Source organism: Sphingobacterium cellulitidis (assembly GCF_043187465.1).
In the GTDB taxonomy this organism is placed as follows: domain Bacteria; phylum Bacteroidota; class Bacteroidia; order Sphingobacteriales; family Sphingobacteriaceae; genus Sphingobacterium; species Sphingobacterium cellulitidis.
Genome location: NZ_CP171136.1, coordinates 3,095,931 through 3,114,621, shown reverse-complemented (window position 1 = coordinate 3,114,621; position 18,691 = coordinate 3,095,931). Strand labels below are relative to the sequence as shown.

The 18,691-nt window shown below is 37.9% G+C and carries 18 protein-coding genes; 9 read left to right on the top strand and 9 right to left on the bottom strand.

The genetic code is table 11. The features are described 5' to 3' along the window. Positions 1–48 precede the first annotated feature (48 nt). From ACF3OC_RS13755 to ACF3OC_RS13745, 3 genes are all read right to left on the bottom strand, one after another. Positions 49–1,677: an IS1182 family transposase gene (locus ACF3OC_RS13755; RefSeq protein WP_277712172.1), complete on the bottom strand. Its 1,629-nt coding sequence runs from the start codon at positions 1,675–1,677 to the stop codon at positions 49–51. A 138-nt stretch (positions 1,678–1,815) separates the two neighbouring features. After that, positions 1,816–2,148 (bottom strand): YegP family protein, encoded by a 333-nt coding sequence (locus tag ACF3OC_RS13750; RefSeq protein WP_094255977.1) that lies wholly within the window; start codon positions 2,146–2,148, stop codon positions 1,816–1,818. A gap of 73 nt (positions 2,149–2,221) precedes the next feature. Continuing rightward, positions 2,222–2,689 (bottom strand): YchJ family protein, encoded by a 468-nt coding sequence (locus ACF3OC_RS13745; protein WP_392469486.1) that lies wholly within the window; start codon positions 2,687–2,689, stop codon positions 2,222–2,224. Positions 2,690–2,764: 75 nt separating this feature from the next. On the opposite strand from ACF3OC_RS13745, the gene ACF3OC_RS13740 reads away from it, so the two are divergent. The 3 genes from ACF3OC_RS13740 to ACF3OC_RS13730 all read left to right on the top strand — a co-directional run bounded on the left by ACF3OC_RS13740 (position 2,765) and on the right by ACF3OC_RS13730 (position 5,665). Next, a complete protein-coding gene (locus ACF3OC_RS13740; protein WP_094255976.1) occupies positions 2,765–3,277 on the top strand; it encodes a lipocalin-like domain-containing protein in 513 nt (170 codons plus the stop codon). 181 nt (positions 3,278–3,458) lie between these two features. After that, positions 3,459–5,369, top strand: a complete 1,911-nt coding sequence (locus ACF3OC_RS13735; RefSeq protein ID WP_392469484.1) for an amidophosphoribosyltransferase — start codon at positions 3,459–3,461, stop codon at positions 5,367–5,369. Positions 5,370–5,503: 134 nt separating this feature from the next. Continuing rightward, the gene (locus tag ACF3OC_RS13730) at positions 5,504–5,665 is read left to right on the top strand and encodes a hypothetical protein (protein ID WP_179221415.1); all 162 of its coding nucleotides are present in this window, start codon (positions 5,504–5,506) and stop codon (positions 5,663–5,665) included. Between the two features lie 496 nt (positions 5,666–6,161). Here the strand turns inward: ACF3OC_RS13730 and ACF3OC_RS13725 are convergent, their stop codons facing one another. Next, on the bottom strand, positions 6,162–6,947 hold the full coding sequence (locus ACF3OC_RS13725; RefSeq protein WP_229678345.1) for a murein L,D-transpeptidase catalytic domain family protein: 786 nt from the start codon (positions 6,945–6,947) through the stop codon (positions 6,162–6,164). Between the two features lie 69 nt (positions 6,948–7,016). Further along, positions 7,017–8,057: a L,D-transpeptidase gene (locus ACF3OC_RS13720; RefSeq protein WP_182499515.1), complete on the bottom strand. Its 1,041-nt coding sequence runs from the start codon at positions 8,055–8,057 to the stop codon at positions 7,017–7,019. Positions 8,058–8,194: 137 nt separating this feature from the next. On the opposite strand from ACF3OC_RS13720, the gene ACF3OC_RS13715 reads away from it, so the two are divergent. Further along, positions 8,195–8,608: an NUDIX domain-containing protein gene (locus ACF3OC_RS13715; protein WP_392469482.1), complete on the top strand. Its 414-nt coding sequence runs from the start codon at positions 8,195–8,197 to the stop codon at positions 8,606–8,608. Positions 8,609–8,687: 79 nt separating this feature from the next. Here ACF3OC_RS13715 and ACF3OC_RS13710 read toward each other — a convergent pair whose 3' ends face one another. After that, the gene (locus ACF3OC_RS13710; protein ID WP_392469480.1) at positions 8,688–9,281 is read right to left on the bottom strand and encodes an outer membrane beta-barrel protein; all 594 of its coding nucleotides are present in this window, start codon (positions 9,279–9,281) and stop codon (positions 8,688–8,690) included. A gap of 388 nt (positions 9,282–9,669) precedes the next feature. Here ACF3OC_RS13710 and ACF3OC_RS13705 point away from each other — a divergent pair, with 388 nt between their 5' ends. Beyond that, the gene (locus ACF3OC_RS13705) at positions 9,670–10,866 is read left to right on the top strand and encodes an MFS transporter (protein ID WP_392469478.1); all 1,197 of its coding nucleotides are present in this window, start codon (positions 9,670–9,672) and stop codon (positions 10,864–10,866) included. Here the strand turns inward: ACF3OC_RS13705 and ACF3OC_RS13700 are convergent. After that, positions 10,863–13,520, bottom strand: a complete 2,658-nt coding sequence (locus ACF3OC_RS13700) for a heavy metal translocating P-type ATPase (protein ID WP_392469476.1) — start codon at positions 13,518–13,520, stop codon at positions 10,863–10,865. The two genes, ACF3OC_RS13705 and ACF3OC_RS13700, sit on opposite strands and share 4 nt — an antisense overlap. Before the next feature lie 136 nt (positions 13,521–13,656). Here ACF3OC_RS13700 and ACF3OC_RS13695 point away from each other — a divergent pair, with 136 nt between their 5' ends. Beyond that, entirely contained in the window at positions 13,657–14,946 is a 1,290-nt protein-coding gene (locus ACF3OC_RS13695) for a Gfo/Idh/MocA family protein (protein WP_392469474.1), read from the top strand. Here the strand turns inward: ACF3OC_RS13695 and ACF3OC_RS13690 are convergent. Beyond that, a complete protein-coding gene (locus ACF3OC_RS13690; protein WP_392469472.1) occupies positions 14,943–15,545 on the bottom strand; it encodes a hypothetical protein in 603 nt (200 codons plus the stop codon). The genes ACF3OC_RS13695 and ACF3OC_RS13690 overlap by 4 nt on opposite strands. A 2-nt stretch (positions 15,546–15,547) precedes the next feature. Continuing rightward, complete coding sequence (gene panB / locus ACF3OC_RS13685) at positions 15,548–16,363, bottom strand: 3-methyl-2-oxobutanoate hydroxymethyltransferase (RefSeq protein ID WP_392469471.1); 816 nt, start codon at positions 16,361–16,363, stop codon at positions 15,548–15,550. A gap of 119 nt (positions 16,364–16,482) precedes the next feature. On the opposite strand from panB, the gene ACF3OC_RS13680 reads away from it, so the two are divergent. The 3 genes from ACF3OC_RS13680 to pyrF are packed head-to-tail and all read left to right on the top strand — an operon-like array spanning position 16,483 to position 18,661. Beyond that, positions 16,483–17,226 carry an RluA family pseudouridine synthase gene (locus ACF3OC_RS13680; RefSeq protein ID WP_392469469.1) on the top strand — a complete coding sequence of 248 codons (744 nt, stop codon included), beginning with the start codon at positions 16,483–16,485 and terminating at the stop codon, positions 17,224–17,226. Between the two features lie 2 nt (positions 17,227–17,228). Next, positions 17,229–17,825 carry a TlpA disulfide reductase family protein gene (locus ACF3OC_RS13675; protein WP_094255965.1) on the top strand — a complete coding sequence of 199 codons (597 nt, stop codon included), beginning with the start codon at positions 17,229–17,231 and terminating at the stop codon, positions 17,823–17,825. A gap of 2 nt (positions 17,826–17,827) precedes the next feature. Beyond that, positions 17,828–18,661 (top strand): orotidine-5'-phosphate decarboxylase, encoded by an 834-nt coding sequence (gene pyrF / locus ACF3OC_RS13670; RefSeq protein WP_392469467.1) that lies wholly within the window; start codon positions 17,828–17,830, stop codon positions 18,659–18,661. Positions 18,662–18,691: the final 30 nt, after the last annotated feature.

Below are 18,691 nucleotides of genomic sequence, written 5' to 3'. Positions count from 1 at the left end.
TCTTTTGTTTTAATACCTTTCTTGATCTCAATTATATTTTAAACAATATTAAGCTGCAAGTCGATTTTCTGTACTTTTCATCACGCTGATAGCTTGATTTATCGCAAATAGGGAGTTGTTGCCACCAGGTTTACCAATTAAAGTTTTGCTTTCCCACTTTTTTGCCCATTTTCTTAGGTTATGGGCAATAGCCATCAATCCGAACTCCACAGTAACTTTCTCGAGTCCTTTCATACTAAAGCGGGTAAACTTGTTGTTGCTTTTCATCTGTCCAAATACCGCTTCGACTTCCACGGGTCTTTTGCTTCGATGGTATAGCCCTTGTGTCGATAGTAGTCTTTCTCTAGCTTTAGCCTTGAGCCAAGCAAGGCGGTGATTGACTTCAATCAGACGATTGCCCTGTGCTTTATGACACCCATCACGCATCGGACAGCCCTCACATCGCTGAGCTTGATAGCAGCTCACCTGGGCGGCATATCCGTTGGTACTGACCCTGGTTGTTTGTCCGACAAAGCTTAGTTTCTGTCCTGCCGGACACACATAAAAATCCTCCTGATCATTGTAATATAGGTTCTGTACCGAAAAAGGATCCTGCTTATGCTTTCGCTTCTGCTCCATATGGAAGTAATTGTACTTGATAAAAGCGGTTATATCCTGTCCTTCCAACAACTCATAGTTCTGCTCACTGCCATATCCGGCATCTGCGACGATTGACTCACTTTGTTTTCCGTAACGGGACTCAAAGCCTTCCAAATGTTCCGGTAGGGTTGTCGTGTCTGCGGTAGTCTGATGGATACTGTAATGGGTGATGAACTGTTCCTCGGTACTGATCTGTGTATTGTAGGCGGGTTTGAGTTGACCGTTCTTCATGTGATCCTCTTTCATGCGCATAAACACAGCATCGGTATCGGTCTTACTATAACTATTGCGATCCCCTAGTATTTTCAGCTGTTCTTCATATTTCTGCAATCGTGGCAAGTAGTCATCTTCGAGTTTCTTAAGCTGCTTATCGGTAGACTTATTGGCCACTTTGAGCTTTGCATTGATCGCTTTGATCTTTTCCTTCAGCTGCGTGCTGTCGATAGCCTTGCTAACTTCTTGATTGCCTAATGTAGATTGGTCTTGGGTAATCTGCGCATCAATATCGGCAAGAACCGAAGCGATGTTCGCTTCTAACTTTACCTTGTTTTTCTCAACCGATTTCTTCCATACAAACGTATAACGACCAGCTGCAGATTCGATCTTGGTACCATCAACATACTGAACTTTCAGGCTGACGTACTCCATTTCATGTAACATCCGGACGATACTTGCAAACAACTCCTGTATTTGCCCCTTAAGACGCTTCCCCCTGAAATAGTTGATCGTACGATAATCAGGGGTACTGTTGCCAGAAAGCCACATGAAATAGATGTTCTCTTGTAAGGCGCGTTCAATCTTTCGGCAAGAATAGATATTGCTTAAATAGGCGTAGAACAACACTTTGATGAGCATCCGGGGATGGAAACTAGTAGTGCCTCCCCCTTTATAAAGTCGGATAATATGATCCAGATCCAACTGATCAACAACCTGATTCACCAACCGAACAGGATGGTTCAATGGAATACGATCAAAAATATTTTCAGGAAATAGACTCGGACTATTGGATGGAAGAGCTTTGAATTGTATGTTTGCCATATTGTTTTTTGGGTGCACCTTAAGATACTAAATCTTAAGGACAAAAAACAGAAAACCCCGCCATTTTTTAATGACGGGGTTATTTTTTTTTAGAGACCTTTTTAGACAGCCCCTTTTAAATATTGATATAATATCTATCTATACAGTTGTGTCATCAGTGTTCGCATCAGGTGCATTTTCCTGAATAGATTTAATACCATTCGAACGACCTGCTTCGCTTTCATACATTTCGCTTGTTCCAATAATTTGGCCATTGCCGGCTTTTAAGTTGAAATAGAATTTTCCATTTTTCGCAGTTAATTTGTCAAATTTTGAAATATCCTGCGAATTTTTCTTTACTGATGTGATCCCATTTTCACATGCAGCCTTGGTAGTATACCCTTCACTGCTTAAGATAACTTGTCCATTGGCAGCTTTTAGGTTGAACTGGAATTCCCCATTCTTCCTAGTTGAAATTACAAACTTTCCCATAGTTTAATTTTTTAGTTGTATACTAATTTACTAAAATTCAATAAAATAAAAACCTTAAGTCTTAATAAATTAATTAGGTTATTATTTTACCATCTACATAATACCAGATGCCATGTAATTTTTGAAATCGGGATTTTTCATGATGAACATACTCTACAGCATCGGGAGCAATAAATCTCGCCTTGAATTCAACTGTGTTTTCTGTCGCTTTCAGTACTTCCAAACCTACCCATTGATTTTCCTTACTCCATTGTGCTATTTCCGTTTTTTTTTGAAACCTGCGACTGCTCGGATGGAAACTCTGATATAGAAAATCAATTAGGCCTAAACAAAATGCTGAGTATCGTGCTCGCATCAATTGTTCTGCATTTTCAACAGTTTTTAAGTCATGATGCCTGATTTCGCAACATTCCTGATAACTTTTTTCGGAACCGCAATAACAATTCTTATTCATATTCAATGTCTTATCCAAAGCTGATTTTTTTTGGCCGATGTTGGTCCAATACTTGTTTAACGAAGATACTGATGTTTCTTCTGTCATAGAAATATCTATATAAGTAATGTTACAAACTATAAATAAGAAATCGCCGTTATAAAGGCAAACAATAACCCCTAAATGACAACATTGAAAAATGAATTAGTAGGCACGTGGCAGCTACTATCCTATATAGAAGTACCTATTAAAGGTGCAGATTCAAAATTCCCGATGGGGCAGTCCCCAAAGGGTTTGTTAATGTATGGAGCCGATGGATTTATGTCGGTACAAATTTCAAACGCTGATCGCAACAGTTACGTCTCTCAGGATCGTTATCTCGCAAATGCTGATGAAATCCAAGAACAGGTTAAAGGCTTTATTGCCTTTGCAGGGTCTTATAAAATTGACAATACCAATGCGATTGTTCAATACTCCATTACAACATCTTCTTTTCCAAATTGGGAAGGGCAATTTCAGGAACGGAAAATCGACTTTGAAGGCGATATTCTTTATCTAAAATCTGTCGAACCCATTCTTTCCGATGGTATCATGGTCAATAGCTATATGACATGGCAAAGAATCGAAAAAGCAGAATTTATTTCCAGGCGTGAAAAATTTATTGAAATCACCTCTTCAAAAATGGTAAATCCATAATATTTTTTGAGGACATAAAGGTTTGATGAGCTTAGTTTTCTGCGGTAAATCGCAGGAAACTAAACTTGATAGCTAAATCGTACTAAGGATGCTGGAGTTGAAAGCCTGAAAGATTTTTTTACATTGATATGTATCTGATTTTTTTTCAAAATTCCGTACCTTTGTGCCATCAATTCAAGATATGAGTGACGCTATAAAACACGAGTGCGGAATTGCACTTATCCGACTTCTAAAACCCCTATCTTATTATCAAGAAAAATACGGTACGCCCTACTACGGCATCAACAAATTGTACCTGCTTATGGAAAAGCAGCACAATAGAGGCCAAGATGGTGCAGGTATTGCAACAATTAAGTTTGATGTAAAACCTGGAAACCGTTATATCTCCAGATATAGAGCTATGGGTTCTTCGGCAGTAGCCGAAATCTTCGAATATATTCAGAAGAAATTCGCAGCAGTTAACAAAGCTTATCCAGAGGAATCTAAGGATACTCAATGGCTAAAAGACAATGTTAGCTTTACAGGCGAAGTACTATTAGGCCATTTGCGCTACGGCACCCATGGTAAAAATAGTATAGAAAGCTGTCATCCTTTCCTAAGACAAAATAACTGGATGTCTAGAAATTTAGTAGTTGCAGGTAACTTTAACATGACCAACGTGGATGAGTTATTGCAACAATTATATGATCTAGGTCAGCATCCTAAAGAACAAGCCGATACCGTTACGGTATTGGAAAAAATTGGTCACTTCCTCGATGAAGAAAACCAAAAATTGTTCGATAAATTTAAACAAGATGGTTATTCAAACATCGAGATCTCTGCTCAAATTGCTAAGAATATTGATGTTGCTAAGATCTTAACCCGTTCTGCAAAAACTTGGGATGGTGGTTATACCATCGCTGGTATTTTCGGACATGGGGATGCATTCGTGATGCGCGACCCGGCTGGTATTCGTCCGGCATTCTACTATCAAGACGATGAAGTATTGGTCGTAGCTTCTGAAAGACCTGTTATCCAAACTGCATTCAATATTCCATTGGGCGCCGTGAAAGAAATCAAACCTGGTCATGCATTGATCGCCAAGAAAGATGGTACGGTTTCAGAAGAAATGTTCAGACAACCTGTAGAACAAATGTCTTGTTCTTTCGAACGCATTTATTTCTCCAGAGGTTCTGATGCTGATATCTATCAGGAACGTAAATCTTTAGGTAAGTTGTTGATCCCGCAGGTTCTAAAAAGTATCAATAACGATATTAAGAATACCGTGTTTTCTTTTATTCCAAATACAGCCGAAGTATCGTATTACGGTATGATGGAAGGAATCAATCAACATGTTAGAGATTGCCAAAAAGAAGTATTGTTAAATCGTACGGACAAAATCTCCGATGAAGAATTAAATGAAGTTCTAGACCTGAAACCACGTTTTGAGAAATTAAACGTGAAGGATGCTAAGCTTCGTACCTTTATCACGCAAGATGCTGACCGTCAAGATATGGTACAACACGTTTATGATACGACTTACGGTATCGTAAATGACCATGAGGATACCATTGTTGCAATTGATGACTCCATTGTAAGAGGAACTACTTTAAAACAAAGTATTCTAACCATTCTGGATCGTCTTCATCCGAAGAAGATTGTAATTGTCTCTTCAGCACCGCAAATTCGTTATCCTGACTGTTATGGTATTGACATGTCTAGAATGTCGGAGTTCGTTGCCTTTGAAGCTGCAATTTCACTGCTTCGTAAAAACGGATTGGCACACATTATTGATGAGGTTTATCAAAAATGTTTGGCTTCTACGACCATGCCGAAAGATCAAGTTGAAAATTACGTAAAAGCTATTTATGAGCCATTCACAGATGATCAAATCTCTCAAGAGATTTCTAGAATCGTGAAGCCTCATAACTTAAATGCTGAATTGGAAGTAGTATTTCAAACCTTGGATAACTTACATATAGCATGTCCTAACCATAAAGGGGATTGGTACTTCTCTGGTAACTACCCTACACCAGGTGGTAATAAGGTTGTAAACCGTGCCTTTATGAACTGGATGGAAGGTAAAAATGTAAGAGCTTATTTCAGTAGCTAAGCGCTAAAAAAAATATCTTTTTAAAGACCGTGAATCTAATTCACGGTCTTTTTTTATTAAATCCCCCGAGTCATATTTTTAGGTGAACTCCTTCTATTATTCGATATTAAGTATCAAATAATTCGGGAAAAATTATGGGTTTTACCGGACTTCCTTCGGACCTTCTTCGGATCTTTGCCGCATCTCCTTCGAAAAAATTCGAACAAGGTCCGACTCAGTTGCGACTTAAATACGAAGATTATCCGGGATTAGGTAGAGCAAGTCCTGAAGAAGATATATTCCAAGGTAAAAGGTGAACCAACATTTTTGACGGGGTTCAAATTCCTGTTGCAAATTTTATTAAAGAGAATATTGCCTCAACAGAGTTGGTAGCCCCTGAATATCGATACTACTTTCAAAAAAGAAGTGCCTTTGATAGCAAGGATAATCTGAAAGAAATATCGGATGATACAGGAATAATAGGAACTTTTAGTGATTATTTCTCCATTGTACCTTATACATGGTTAGCAGGAAATAAGAATTCTGTTTTTAAATCACCTTATGAGATTTTTCCTCACTATGTTTTACCACTCCTTTAAGGCTGCGAATGCAAATCCAGTAAACAGCTTAAGGGATGAATAAGGGAAGGTTTCAGGGTTAAAAATAAAATAAAGATTTCAAGCGCATAAAAAAATAGATTTCTTACCATAAATGCTGGAGCATTTTGAATTGGTAAGAAATCTATTTTTTTTGATTTGATTAGAAACATTGGAGTTAGCTCCGTGTTTCAATATTCAAATCTGATATTTTTCCTTAGTTCAACACCGTTTTAGATTTTCCGGTTTCTTCTTCATGTTGCGTAGCAATTAATGTAGAAGGAGATTCTAAAGGATGTTTTTTAACCACTTTGGTACTTGCCAAATAGTCTTTATTTCCGGCATAGATATACATCAAGGTGCCACCTTTCAAGGTATTGATGATAGGTTTTGTCAATTCACGTGGGAGGGCAGGGCAGCCATAGCTACGTCCTAATCTTCCAGTAGATTTAATGATATCCGTACTGCAATAATCAGCACCATGTACCACGATTGCTCTTGGTCTAGCTTGATCATTGATTCCTTTTTCAAGTCCATCTAAACGTAGGGAGTATCCATTCCCTCCAAAATAGGTTTCTTGAGCATAATAAAATCCCAAGGAACTTTGGAAGGATCCATGTTTATTTGAAAAAGCAGTTGCGAATTTTTCACCACTATTTCTGCCATGAGAAACGATGTTATGGTATAATAGTTTTTTAGCTTTCATATCCAAAACATACATTCTTTTGTCCGTAGAAGGCAGCGTAAAGTCGATGATGGTCATGATATTTTTGTTTTTAGGGCTCAAATGGTTGTAACCTTGCATAGCTTGTTCGAAGGCGTCCCATTTGATGATCCCTTGTAACTTCATTTCATCATATAATTCTTTAACTGGATCTTTTACGATTTCTACTTTTGTCTGAGTGATTTCAAGAGGAGCATTTAATTGCTGAGTGTTGTTTAGGTCTCCAGAAATGCTGGAGGTCGCAATAGCCCATAATGAAATAAGCAATAGTTTATTCATAAGCACATTTTCCTAGTCTCTTTATACAAAGCTAGGAAAAATATGACAATCAAAGTGTTAAATCAGGTTTTAATCAATTACGACCACCAAAGATTTGAAGGGTTTTGACGTATCATAAACAAATTTGGCATGAGATGACGCATTTCTGACACACATATGTGACCTTGGTGTCGTACCCAATGACCATGAATATTCTACAATCTTACCCTTTGGATTGTTCACCGGAACCCCATGAATATAGCCTCCATTGGTGAATCTGGACGCATATGGCGCAAATCCTTCAATGGTTGTTGTTCCATCCCCATAGTAGAACATCTTAGGTTTCTGTTCTTGAACGATAAAGATTCCAACAGGGGTTTCCATTTGGTGTGGAGGCCTGTGTAAACCCGATGTAGCAGGGTTCATACTGCGTATTTTCCACTCATTTTCACCCGTTCTTTCCACGGTCATAATGTTTTGGTTTGTAACATCTACAATGTTTACATGGGTTATTTTTAGAGAATCGCCTATTGATTTAACATATCTTTTGGGTACAAACCAAGTCCCTTCGAATGAAATTCCATTGACTTTGACCATTTTTACGGTATCCGAACTTTCCAGGCTTACCAAGGAACCGTCACGGCCATAAATAGAAGGTTTCTTGCTGTTTTCTTCTTTATACAGGGGGGCTGATTGGTATTTTTCTGTTCCTAAGGTATCAGAAACTCTTTTGTACGCATTCCGAACAAAATTTTCCACCACTGCAGCTTCACCATTCCGGTTCTTATAGTTTTGAAGTACCCCATATTGATGCGGAGCACGTTGGAAATTCTCGATAAATGCTAATTTTTCTTTTATTTTCTCAATTTGAAATTGACGCGTAGTGTCTTTGTAGGGATAAGTTTCCTCCAAAGAATGTTTATCATATTGTAAATCTTTGTCAAGTTTGATATCAGCAGCTGTTCTAGGTCTTTCTCTTTCCGCTTTTTCGGCAGCTTCTTTTTCTTTTTGGACACGTTCGATAGAATCTTGCTTTCTTTTCTCTGCGGCGCTAGTGGTTTTTGACGAGTTCTTACAAGACGCAATTATTAAAAAGGCAAAAAGTAAGGACCAGAAAAAATAATGTTTCATTCGCTAGTTTGGTGTTTTTTAGTGGATTATGACCTATTTTGATGCAAAAATAGAATTAAATCAGTATGTTACCTATAGAATACTAAAAATCATTCCATTATTTAGGAAATTAGTGAATTAATTTTCAAATTATTCAAATGAAGCTAAATAACTACATAACCATTGCTGTTGGTATAATTATCAATGAATCCGATGAATTACTAACGGTTCAAAAAGAAGGATCGAGCTATTACCAATTGCCAGGAGGGAAAATAGAAGGAGAGGAGAAGCCGGTCAGCAGTTTGATTCGCGAATTAAAAGAAGAGTTGGATGTGGAACTTGCGGAATCGGGATGTAGACTACTCGGGGTTCATGAGGCGCAAGCTGTTAATGAAACGGGAAAAACCGTTCGGGGTTATGTTTTCCAATGTGATTTCATGAAGGAGTTCAAAGCGATTCAACCACATGCAGAACTCAAAGAAATCCGTTGGGTAAAGAAATCTGAGGTAGAAACTGTAAAATTGGCGAATCTATTAAGACAATTCGCATTGCCAATCTGGTTAGGAGAGTAGGGCACTCCAATAAATCATATAAAATGAAAAGGGGTTGTTATTGAAACAACCCCTTTTCACTATAATCTGTAATTAACGATTAAAAGTGGAATGTAACACCAACAGTTGGCGCTAATGAATTCGCATTTAATCCGTAATTATTAGTAGTTGTTTTTACATTAGTAGCTTCCTCAGTTGAAGAACTATTATTGAAATACAAACCTCTTACTTTCAATTCGATTCCGATATTTGAAGTTGGGAAAAATGCGATACCTGGAGCCAATTCAACACCATAGCTTTCAGTTGTTGAAGTTTTGGTATTATCAGTTTCTTGAGTACCCCATGCCATTGGAACAGATAATTGTCCGAAGAATTTTACAGGACCATCGTTATGGCTGTACATTCTACCAAATGGAGCAAGAACAAAAGAAGAGTTATTTACTTTAGTACCGATTGCTGTTTCGTTTTCAGCCCAATTATAACCTACACCTGTACCTACTGCAATATTATCTGCAACAAAGTAACCTGCATTCGGGATAATACTGAATTGATTAGACTTAACATCTGAATCTTTTGTAGTTTGACCGTGGTATCCTACTTGACCACCAACCATAAATTTACCTTTTTCAGTTTGTGCATTTGCTGCGAATCCTAATACTGCTACTGCAGATAAAGTAAGTAAAATTTTTTTCATGATTTTATATTTTAATTATTGACTTTATTGTCATATTAGTCAAATAGTCAATATCCATACCAATGTATATTGTCCAATTTGGAATATAGATTATAAAAAAATGGATAATATCGTAAGTGTTTGAGATTCAGTTGGATAAAATTTTATCAAGATTGAATGGGTAATTTTTAATGACAATTAACAAACAATCTAGGGAGATTATGAAATTTCTTTTCTGGAAATAAGTTAAAATAATAGCCAACTTGTCAGCAATTCGGACGTTTATTTCCTGCCAAAACTGCAATTCTCATGTCAAGTCGAAGAATTAATGGGAGTAGGAACTTATAAAAATATAAATGGTTTAGCATTTCAAATCAGATTATTTAGATTTACAGGATTAATAAAATCAATGAACATCAGCGGAAATCCTAAGCTTTCAAAATCTTTACTTTGGTTAATGACCATTGTTTCAGGTGTAGTAGTTGCTAATAATTATTATAATCAGCCATTACTTGCGGAAATGGCGGTTGAATTTCATGTTTCGGAATCTGCGGTGAGTAAAATTACTGTATTAACGCAACTAGGTTATGCATTTGGCTTGTTAATGATCATTCCTTTAGGCGATAAATTGTACCGAAAGAAGTTGATTTTGGTCGATTTGATTTTAGTTAGTTTAGCCTTGATTTGGATGGCCATTTCCAAGGAACTTTGGATGCTTTCGATGGCGAGTTTTCTGATAGGTTGCACCTCTGTGGTTCCACAGTTATTTGTTCCTATGGTTGCTGATCTTTCCAATGCGGAGAATCGATCTCAAAATATTGGCATGGTCATGTCCGGTCTATTAATGGGAATCCTTTTATCTCGTTTTATCGGTGGAATTGTAGGTGATATTTGGGGTTGGCGGAGTATATATTATGGGGCAGCTCTATTGATGTTGGTTTCTTGGGTTTTGGTCTATAGGATGTTGCCAGAGATGAAGCCTAATTTTCATGGCAATTATGCATCGTTAATGAAGTCCGTTTGGAAATTGGCAAAATCGGAACCCATCTTGCAATTGGCATCATTTCGAGGTGCTGTAAGTTTTGCATCCCTCTGTGCTGTTTTCACGACTTTAGCTTTTCATTTGGAGGAGCCACCATTTGAGGTAGGTCCATCCATAGCTGGAACCTTTGGATTGATCGGGGCAGCAGGGGCATTAGGAGCAGCATTTGTGGGGAAATTGAATAAAGTCTGGACCCGAAATAAGATTATTAGTATTTCTCTGGTAATTATTTTATTGAGTTGGTTTTTTATCTACTTTATGGGAAACACCTATTTTGGATTGGTAGTGGGCATTATCCTGATAGATTTGGGTTTACAATCCTCACATATTATGAACCAATCGGATTATTTTGCGATAAAAACCCCAGCAACCAGTCGTTTGAATACCGTATATATGGTGATCTATTTTATAGGAGGGTCTTTTGGGTCATGGCTGGCTGCGCAAGCTTGGGGAATTGCGGGTTGGGCTGGAGTTTGCGCCGTAGGTGTGACCTTTGCCTTATTAGGGCTTTTGTCACACCTGTTATTGGCGAAACGGGTAAAATCTATCTCAAAGGAGCATTAATCCAACTTTACAGCATTTAGACGTAAGGAATTCACAATTACCGAAACGGAGCTTAAACTCATCGCAGCAGCAGCTATCATTGGTGACATCAGAATTCCAAAAAATGGATATAATAATCCTGCTGCAATGGGAATGCCGATTACATTATACAGAAAAGCAAATAGTAAGTTTTGCTTAATATTCCTCAACATGGATTTGCTAAGTTTAAATGCTTTATGAACACCTACTAAATCACCTTTAATCAAGGTGATTTCTGAACTTTGAATGGCGACATCCGTTCCGGTGCCCATCGCAATACCCACATCTGCCTGGGTTAAGGCAGGAGCATCATTAATTCCATCCCCCACCATAATAACTTTCTTGCCTTGCTGCTGGAGCTCCTTAATTCCTTTCAGTTTATCTTCTGGTAATAAACTACCTTTGGCATGTTGGATGCCGGCCTCCTTAGCAACGATATCAGCTGTATTTTGATTATCACCGGTAAACATATAAACCTCCACACCTTCAGAAATAAATCTCTGAATAACTTCAATGCTACTTTTTTTCAAGGCATCGAAGGCCGCTATGATTCCAGCCAGCTTTCCATCAATCGCTAATACAGAAACAGAATTTCCCTTTTTCTGTAGCTCTTCAATCTTTTTCTTTTGCTCCTCTGATAGGTCAATATGTTGCTCGGTCATTAATTTAGGGGTACCTAATAGAACTGTCATATGGAAAATATGGCCTTTAACACCTTTCCCTGAAATGTTTTCGAATTGAGTAACATCCAAGAATTGCAAACCATTTTCTTTAGCTTTTTCGGTCATGGCCTGAGCTAATGGATGGGTACTATTTTTATTGACAGAAGCTGCAATTTGAAGGATATCATTCTCTGAGAACTTATCGTTTTCCGTTGTTACTTCTGATACGGATGGTTTTCCTTCCGTAATAGTACCGGTTTTATCAACCACCAAGACATTTGCTTTTTCCAATTTTTCCAATGCTTCTGAGTTTTTGATCAGGATACCATTTTTAGCACCTTTTCCAATACCGACCATGACAGACATTGGCGTAGCCAAGCCTAATGCACAAGGACAGGCAACAATTAAAACCGCAAGCATATTTGAGAATGCCATTGCTGTACTATTAGGTACAGAAGATACATTCCATAGAATGAAGGTCAAAATCGCAATAACAATTACTGTTGGGACAAAAATTTTCGAGACCTTATCCGTTAACTTTTGAATTGGCGGTTGGCTTCTGCTAGCATCATTGACCAATTGAATTATTTGAGCCAATAAAGTTTCAGAACCAATTTTTTCGGCTTTGATCAGGATTTCATGATTACCATTGATCGTACCAGCAATGACCTGATCGTCTATTGATTTTTCTACAGGAATGGGTTCACCAGTAATCATGGCCTCGTCAATGGAGGTGTTTCCCTCAGTCACTAGACCATCTACAGGAACCTTATCACCTGCGCGAACTCTTAAAATGTTGCCAACTTGCACATCATGGATGGAAATTTTCCTTTCCTGTCCATTTTCTACCAAAATCGCTTCAGCAGGACTTAATTTGATTAATTCCTTAATCGCCGAATTGGTTTTGGAATGTGCTTTTGCTTCCATGACTTGGCCTAGTAAAACCAAGGTTAGAATAACCACTACAGATTCAAAGTACAGGTGAACTTCTCCATGATGCCCTTTTAATTCTTCCGGGAAAATTTGCGGAAAGAAGAACGCCAATATACTAAAAACAAATGCTGCTGCAGCTCCCAGGCCAATCAAGCTAAACATATTTAGATTCCAGGTCTTGAAAGAAGTCCATGCACGTTGGAAAAACATCCAACAAGTATAGAATACGACTGGTAAGGTTAATATCAATTGAATCCAAGCATTTACTTTATAAGGGATAATCTGGCTGATTGGTTGACCAGGTAACATATCGCCCATTGAAAGAATAAAAACTGGCACCGTACAGGCTACTGAAATCCAGAATTTCTTCAAGAGATCACGATAATGCTGGTCATCATCTTCGGTTACTTGATTAGGGACCAGTTCCATTCCACAGATCGGACAATCACCAGGATGGTCTTGTACGATTTCTGGATGCATAGGGCAGGAGTATTCCACTTTCAAAGTGGTATCTGGAATTTTTTCCAGGTTCATTCCACAAACCGGACAAGAACCGAACTTGTCATAAACTTTGTCACCTTCGCACATCATTGGACAATAATACTTCCCCGCATTGCTGGCATTTACTTTGGGTTGTGCTTGATGCTGATGAGACGGAGCATTGAAATCGACCTTTTCAATTGGTCGTAAGTGCATATTACAAACTGGACAACGTCCCGGTTCATGATATATCTTGTCTTTACCTTCACAGAACATGGGGCAGATATATTGTCCACTTTCTGATAGTTCTGGTTCATGATTATGTTGATGATGGGTATGCCCATGATGGTCTTCATCATGAATTTGGTAGTGACCGCCCAATTCATTGAGTTTATCTTGTAGGTTGAGAATATTGATGGGTTCATCCGTCTGTATTTGGGCCTCAGCTTTTTCGAGGTTTACTTTGGCGGTGACACCGGGAACTTCATTTAATTTCTTTTCGACGTTTGTCCTGCAGCCGTTACAGGTCATTCCCGAAACTTTATAGGTGTGATTTTTCATCGTTATATTTCCTAATTACTATTTAATACAAATTTCCGGACAATTGGGTTCATAATTGTTACATAATTTCAATAAATAGTTATAAAATTATGGCCAATTTGCATGAACATCGTACATTTATAGAAACCTAAAAAGCATGAGTATTTCAAGAAGAGAATTTATTTATAAGTCAGCTTTATTATTTCCGGCATTACATTTATCGTCATTATATGGGCGTTCAAGTGCTCAGTCTACATTAAGAGTAGGTGCTATTGGGATTAAGGGTATGGGATGGTCTGATTTAAGTTCCATCTTAAAAGTGTCGAATGTAAGTTGTACTGCGATTTGCGATGTAGATGATGCAGTGATTCAAGATCGATTGAAACAGTTGAATGATTTAGGTCAAAAGCCTAAGGTATATAAGGATTATCAAGATCTGTTAAAGGACTCTGAGGTTGATGCGGTGATTATTGGAACGCCGGACCACTGGCATTGTTTAATGTTGGTTGATGCTTGTAAAGCAGGGAAGGCTGTTTATATAGAGAAACCGATTGGTAATTCGATCGTAGAATGTAATACGATGTTGGAGGCCAAGGATAAATACAAGAGTATCGTTCAAGTTGGTCAATGGCAACGCTCTCAGAAGCATTTTAAGGATGCGATCGAGTTTGTTCATTCAGGACAATTAGGGAAAATTCGTTTGGTAAAGGCTTGGGCCTATTTAGGTTGGAAAAAGCGAGTTCCGGTTGAGCCTGATGGACCAGTTCCGGCAGGAGTGGATTACAAATCCTGGTTGGGACCTGCTAAGACCCGACCATTTAATCCAAACCGTTTCCACTATAATTTTAGATGGTACTGGGATTATGCAGGCGGGCTAATGACTGATTGGGGAGTGCATTTATTAGATTATGCTTTATTGGGGATGAAGGTATCGGATCCAAGATCCATAATGGCAGCAGGTGGTAAGTTTGCCTATCCTGATGATGCCGGTGACACCCCAGATACCTTGACCACTGTATATGAATTTGATGATTTTAATATCCAATGGGAACATGCTACGAGTATTTCCGGTGGACCATATAGCCGGGAACACGGTATTGCCTTTATTGGTAATAATGGAACCCTAGTTTTGGATAGAAATGGTTGGGAAGTAATCCCAGAAATGGATCGAATGAAAGCAGTACCGTATCAGAAAAAGGTTGATAATGGTTTGGATCTGCATATGCAAAATTTTGTGGAAGCTATACGAACCAAGAATAGCAATATCCTCAATGCTCCACTAGAGGTAGGGAGTCATATTGCGAAATTCTCCCAAATGGGAAATATAGCCTATAGAACAGGCAAGAAAATCTACTGGGAAAAAGATAAACAAAGGTTTAAGGAACCTGAAGCCAATAAACTTTTGGCTGCTGGATATCATAACGGATATAAAATTCCGAATGTTTAAATGATTGGGTATAAGGAAGATTTTGGATTGATTAGGAAGTTTTCCTTCAAGGTATTGAAAAAGCCTGTATTCCGCTGATTGTCTTCCAAGATAAAAGGAACAAAGACTTGGTTATTATGAACTAGGAGTTCATAATAACCAAATAATATCTGATTGTTTTTTTGTACTGATTTAACGGCTTTCACCTGTTGCACATCGCTCAGCAAGTTAAAAGAAACTTTATTCCCACTTAACCATTCGATCATGACATCTTTTGTGTTAGGATTGAACCAAATTCTTTGGTCTTTTGCATACTTAAGTTGATTATTCAATAAAAACAATTGGCTCATTAAATAAAGACTGATAGGAAGCAAAAAGAGAATGATTTTTATTTTCATGGCCAATAAGATGGTGATAATAAACAGAACCACACCAATTCCTACACTAAATAAAGTATTCTTAATGGTTTTTTGAATAATTGGAGCACCACTTTCAATCAAGAAATAACCTTGCTTATTGCTTTTTTGAATAGCTGTAGATTTTCCTTTCATCATCACTCTACGTGACAAGAAATAAATTAAAATACCAACAAGGATAGCAATAAGGAGGAATTTATTCATTTTTAGTATTGTTCAGATTCGTTAGGGTATTCTTGAGCTTTTACATCCGCAACATATTGCTTGACAGCTTTGTTGATTTCCTCATTGAGATTTAAATATTGTCTTAAGAATTTAGGTTTAAATTCTTGTGTAATTCCCAACATATCATTAACCACCAAAACCTGACCATCACATAGGTTTCCGGCCCCAATACCAATAGTTGGAATATCCAACATTTTAGAGACCTCGCCAGCCAAAGCTGCCGGGATTTTTTCCAAAACCACTGCGAAACATCCTGCTTCTTGTAATGCCAAGGCATCTTCTTTTAATTTTGTTGCTTCAGCATCTTCCTTGGCACGCACACCAAAATCTCCAAATTTATAGATTGATTGGGGGGTAAGTCCCAAGTGTCCACAGACAGGGATACCTGATTGTACAATCTTTTTAATATTATCGATAATTTCAGTTCCACCTTCTAATTTAATAGCATGGACACCGGATTCTTTCATCATCCGTACAGCAGCTTTGTAGGCATCTTCTGTGGCACCTTGGTATTCACCAAAAGGGAGGTCAGCAATTACCATCGAGCGTTTTGCGGCTCTAGCAACTGCTGAAGCATGATAAATCATGTTGTCAAGGGTAATAGGGAGGGTTGTTTCAAATCCTGCGAAGACATTGGCAGCAGAATCACCCACCAAAAGAATATCTACACCGGCATCATCTAAGATCCTTGCGGTAGAATAATCATAGGAAGTAAGCATACTGATTTTCTCACCTCTGTTTTTCATATCGCGAATAATAGATGTTGTAATTCGCTTGATTACTTTATTTACTGACATGTTAGATTGCTTTTATTGCAAAAGTAGGCATTTTTGTAGGAGTATCAACCTGAATGTTAACCTATTGGTTAAACTACGCTGAATTATAGAAAATTAGCAATAATTCTTATTTTTGCGCTATGGCTCAACAAGAGAAAAATCTATTTAAATTTCCGAAATTCAACGAACTGATCATACATGAGGATGATAACCTGATTGTCATCAATAAACCGCCCTTTGTGGCATCCTTGGATGCACGTGGTGGGGATGAGGTTAATATCCTGCGCTTAGCGAAAAATTACTTTCCTGATGCACAGGTATGCCATCGTTTGGATAAGGATACTTCTGGCGTATTATTAATCGCTAAGAACCCTGAAACCTATAGGTTAATGTCTATAGAATTTGAAAAACGTCGGGTAGACAAGACTTACCACGCTATTATCGGTGGTACGCATATTTTTGAAAACCTGGTTGTTGATTTACCTATTTTGAATCAAGGGAATAAAAATGTTACTATTGACCGCTATAATGGGAAACCAGCGGAGACGATATTCAATAGTATCAAGTATTTTAAGCAATATACTTTAGTAGAATGCAAACCAATCACAGGTAGGATGCATCAGATCCGGATTCACTTAGCGACACAGCACGCTGCCATTGTGGGGGATGCCATGTACCGTGGCAAGCCCGTGTACCTTTCTCAAATTAAGAAAAGAGGCTTTACCCTTTCAAAAGACCAAGAAGAACTACCCATTATGAAGCGTTTTGCACTGCATTCAAAAGCAGTTAAATTTACCTTGAATGGGAAAGAGTATGCCTTTGAAGCGGATTATCCGAAAGATTTTGCTACTTTGTTAAAACAACTAGAGAAATTTGATTCATAATCATGGCAGAAAAGAAGAACAAAACAAAGAATATATTATCCTGGGTACTAATTATTGTATTAGCCATTTTGGTATTGACCCCAACGACTAGAACAGCAATTCAACGTGGGTTGATGAAAATTGGTTTGTTTAATCCAGATGTTCCCAAACAAACAGCAGCAAATCCATCGGCAACTCCGTTGGTGATGACTGAAACCGTTACATTATCAGACGATGCTGGAAAAACCATTCAAACGCACGATTTAAAAGGGAAAGTTGTTTTTATCAACTTTTGGGCAACTTGGTGTGGTCCATGTCGTGCAGAAATGCCTTCCATTCAAAAGTTATATGATAAGTATAAAGATAATGAAAACGTGGTATTTATGCTTGTTGAAATAGAGCATAATAAGGATGGAGCGAAAGCTTTCATGGAGAAGGAGAAATTGAATATGCCTATCTATTATCCGGAGAGTGATATTCCTACGACCTGGTTAAGTAACTCTATTCCTTCAACAGTTGTTTTAAATAAACAAGGAGCCTTAGCCTTCGACCATAAAGGAATGGCCGACTATTCAACAAAAGAATTTGAGGATTTCATGATCTCATTAATTAATCAATAAAAATGACAAAACAAGAGCTAATTGATAACATAAAAAGTAAGAAAAGCTTTTTATGTGTGGGCTTGGACACTGATATTAGTAAAATTCCGGAACATCTATTAGATGATGAAGATCCGATATTTTCATTTAATAAGGCAATAATCGAGGCAACTTCGGATTTATGTGTTGCCTATAAACCGAATATTGCTTTCTATGAAAGTTATGGTGTTAAAGGATGGGAATCCTTGCGGAAAACCTGTGAAGTCCTTCCAAAGGATTGTTTTAGTATAGCTGATGCTAAGCGTGGTGATATCGGCAATACTTCCAAGATGTATGCACAGGCGTTTTTTAATCCTGCTTCTTCGGGATTGAATTTCGATTCCATTACGATTGCACCTTATATGGGTGAGGATTCAGTGACTCCATTTTTAGAATTTGAAGGGAAATGGGCCATTGTTCTGGCCTTAACTTCTAATCATGGAAGTTTGGATTTTCAAAACTTTCAGAATAAAGAAGGTAAGCAATTATTTGAGGAAGTCATTGATAAGCTGAATACTTGGGGGAGTTCGGAGAATATCATGTATGTGGTTGGAGCTACGCGTGGAGAGGCTTTTACAACGATTAGGAAGCATGCTCCGAATCACTTCTTATTGGTTCCCGGTGTTGGTGCACAAGGCGGTTCCTTAGCTGATGTTTGTCAATATGGGATGAATAAGGATTGTGGACTCTTGGTAAACAGCACCCGTGGTATTATTTATGCTTCCAAAGGGAAGGATTTTGCGGAGAAAGCACGTGAAGAGGCTGTGAAACTTCAAAAAGAAATGCAAGAGCAACTTGAGATCCACGGGGTTATTTAATCCTGAGGATTAATTGATACATTTTTAACA

Bases quoted from the DNA above. Each gene is read 5' to 3' on its own strand.
- ACF3OC_RS13690 (WP_392469472.1), bottom strand. From the start codon at position 15,545: ATGAATAAATTCCTCCTTATTGCTATCCTTGTTGGTATTTTAATTTAT.
- ACF3OC_RS13755 (WP_277712172.1), bottom strand. From the start codon at position 1,677: ATGGCAAACATACAATTCAAAGCTCTTCCATCCAATAGTCCGAGTCTA.
- ACF3OC_RS13680 (WP_392469469.1), top strand. From the start codon at position 16,483: ATGGCTCAACAAGAGAAAAATCTATTTAAATTTCCGAAATTCAACGAA.
- ACF3OC_RS13715 (WP_392469482.1), top strand. From the start codon at position 8,195: ATGAAGCTAAATAACTACATAACCATTGCTGTTGGTATAATTATCAAT.
- ACF3OC_RS13750 (WP_094255977.1), bottom strand. From the start codon at position 2,148: ATGGGAAAGTTTGTAATTTCAACTAGGAAGAATGGGGAATTCCAGTTC.
- ACF3OC_RS13710 (WP_392469480.1), bottom strand. From the start codon at position 9,281: ATGAAAAAAATTTTACTTACTTTATCTGCAGTAGCAGTATTAGGATTC.
- ACF3OC_RS13725 (WP_229678345.1), bottom strand. From the start codon at position 6,947: ATGAATAAACTATTGCTTATTTCATTATGGGCTATTGCGACCTCCAGC.
- panB (WP_392469471.1), bottom strand. From the start codon at position 16,363: ATGTCAGTAAATAAAGTAATCAAGCGAATTACAACATCTATTATTCGC.
- ACF3OC_RS13745 (WP_392469486.1), bottom strand. From the start codon at position 2,689: ATGACAGAAGAAACATCAGTATCTTCGTTAAACAAGTATTGGACCAAC.
- ACF3OC_RS13675 (WP_094255965.1), top strand. From the start codon at position 17,229: ATGGCAGAAAAGAAGAACAAAACAAAGAATATATTATCCTGGGTACTA.
- ACF3OC_RS13735 (WP_392469484.1), top strand. From the start codon at position 3,459: ATGAGTGACGCTATAAAACACGAGTGCGGAATTGCACTTATCCGACTT.
- ACF3OC_RS13740 (WP_094255976.1), top strand. From the start codon at position 2,765: ATGACAACATTGAAAAATGAATTAGTAGGCACGTGGCAGCTACTATCC.
- ACF3OC_RS13730 (WP_179221415.1), top strand. From the start codon at position 5,504: ATGGGTTTTACCGGACTTCCTTCGGACCTTCTTCGGATCTTTGCCGCA.
- ACF3OC_RS13695 (WP_392469474.1), top strand. From the start codon at position 13,657: ATGAGTATTTCAAGAAGAGAATTTATTTATAAGTCAGCTTTATTATTT.
- ACF3OC_RS13705 (WP_392469478.1), top strand. From the start codon at position 9,670: ATGAACATCAGCGGAAATCCTAAGCTTTCAAAATCTTTACTTTGGTTA.
- ACF3OC_RS13720 (WP_182499515.1), bottom strand. From the start codon at position 8,057: ATGAAACATTATTTTTTCTGGTCCTTACTTTTTGCCTTTTTAATAATT.
- ACF3OC_RS13700 (WP_392469476.1), bottom strand. From the start codon at position 13,520: ATGAAAAATCACACCTATAAAGTTTCGGGAATGACCTGTAACGGCTGC.
- pyrF (WP_392469467.1), top strand. From the start codon at position 17,828: ATGACAAAACAAGAGCTAATTGATAACATAAAAAGTAAGAAAAGCTTT.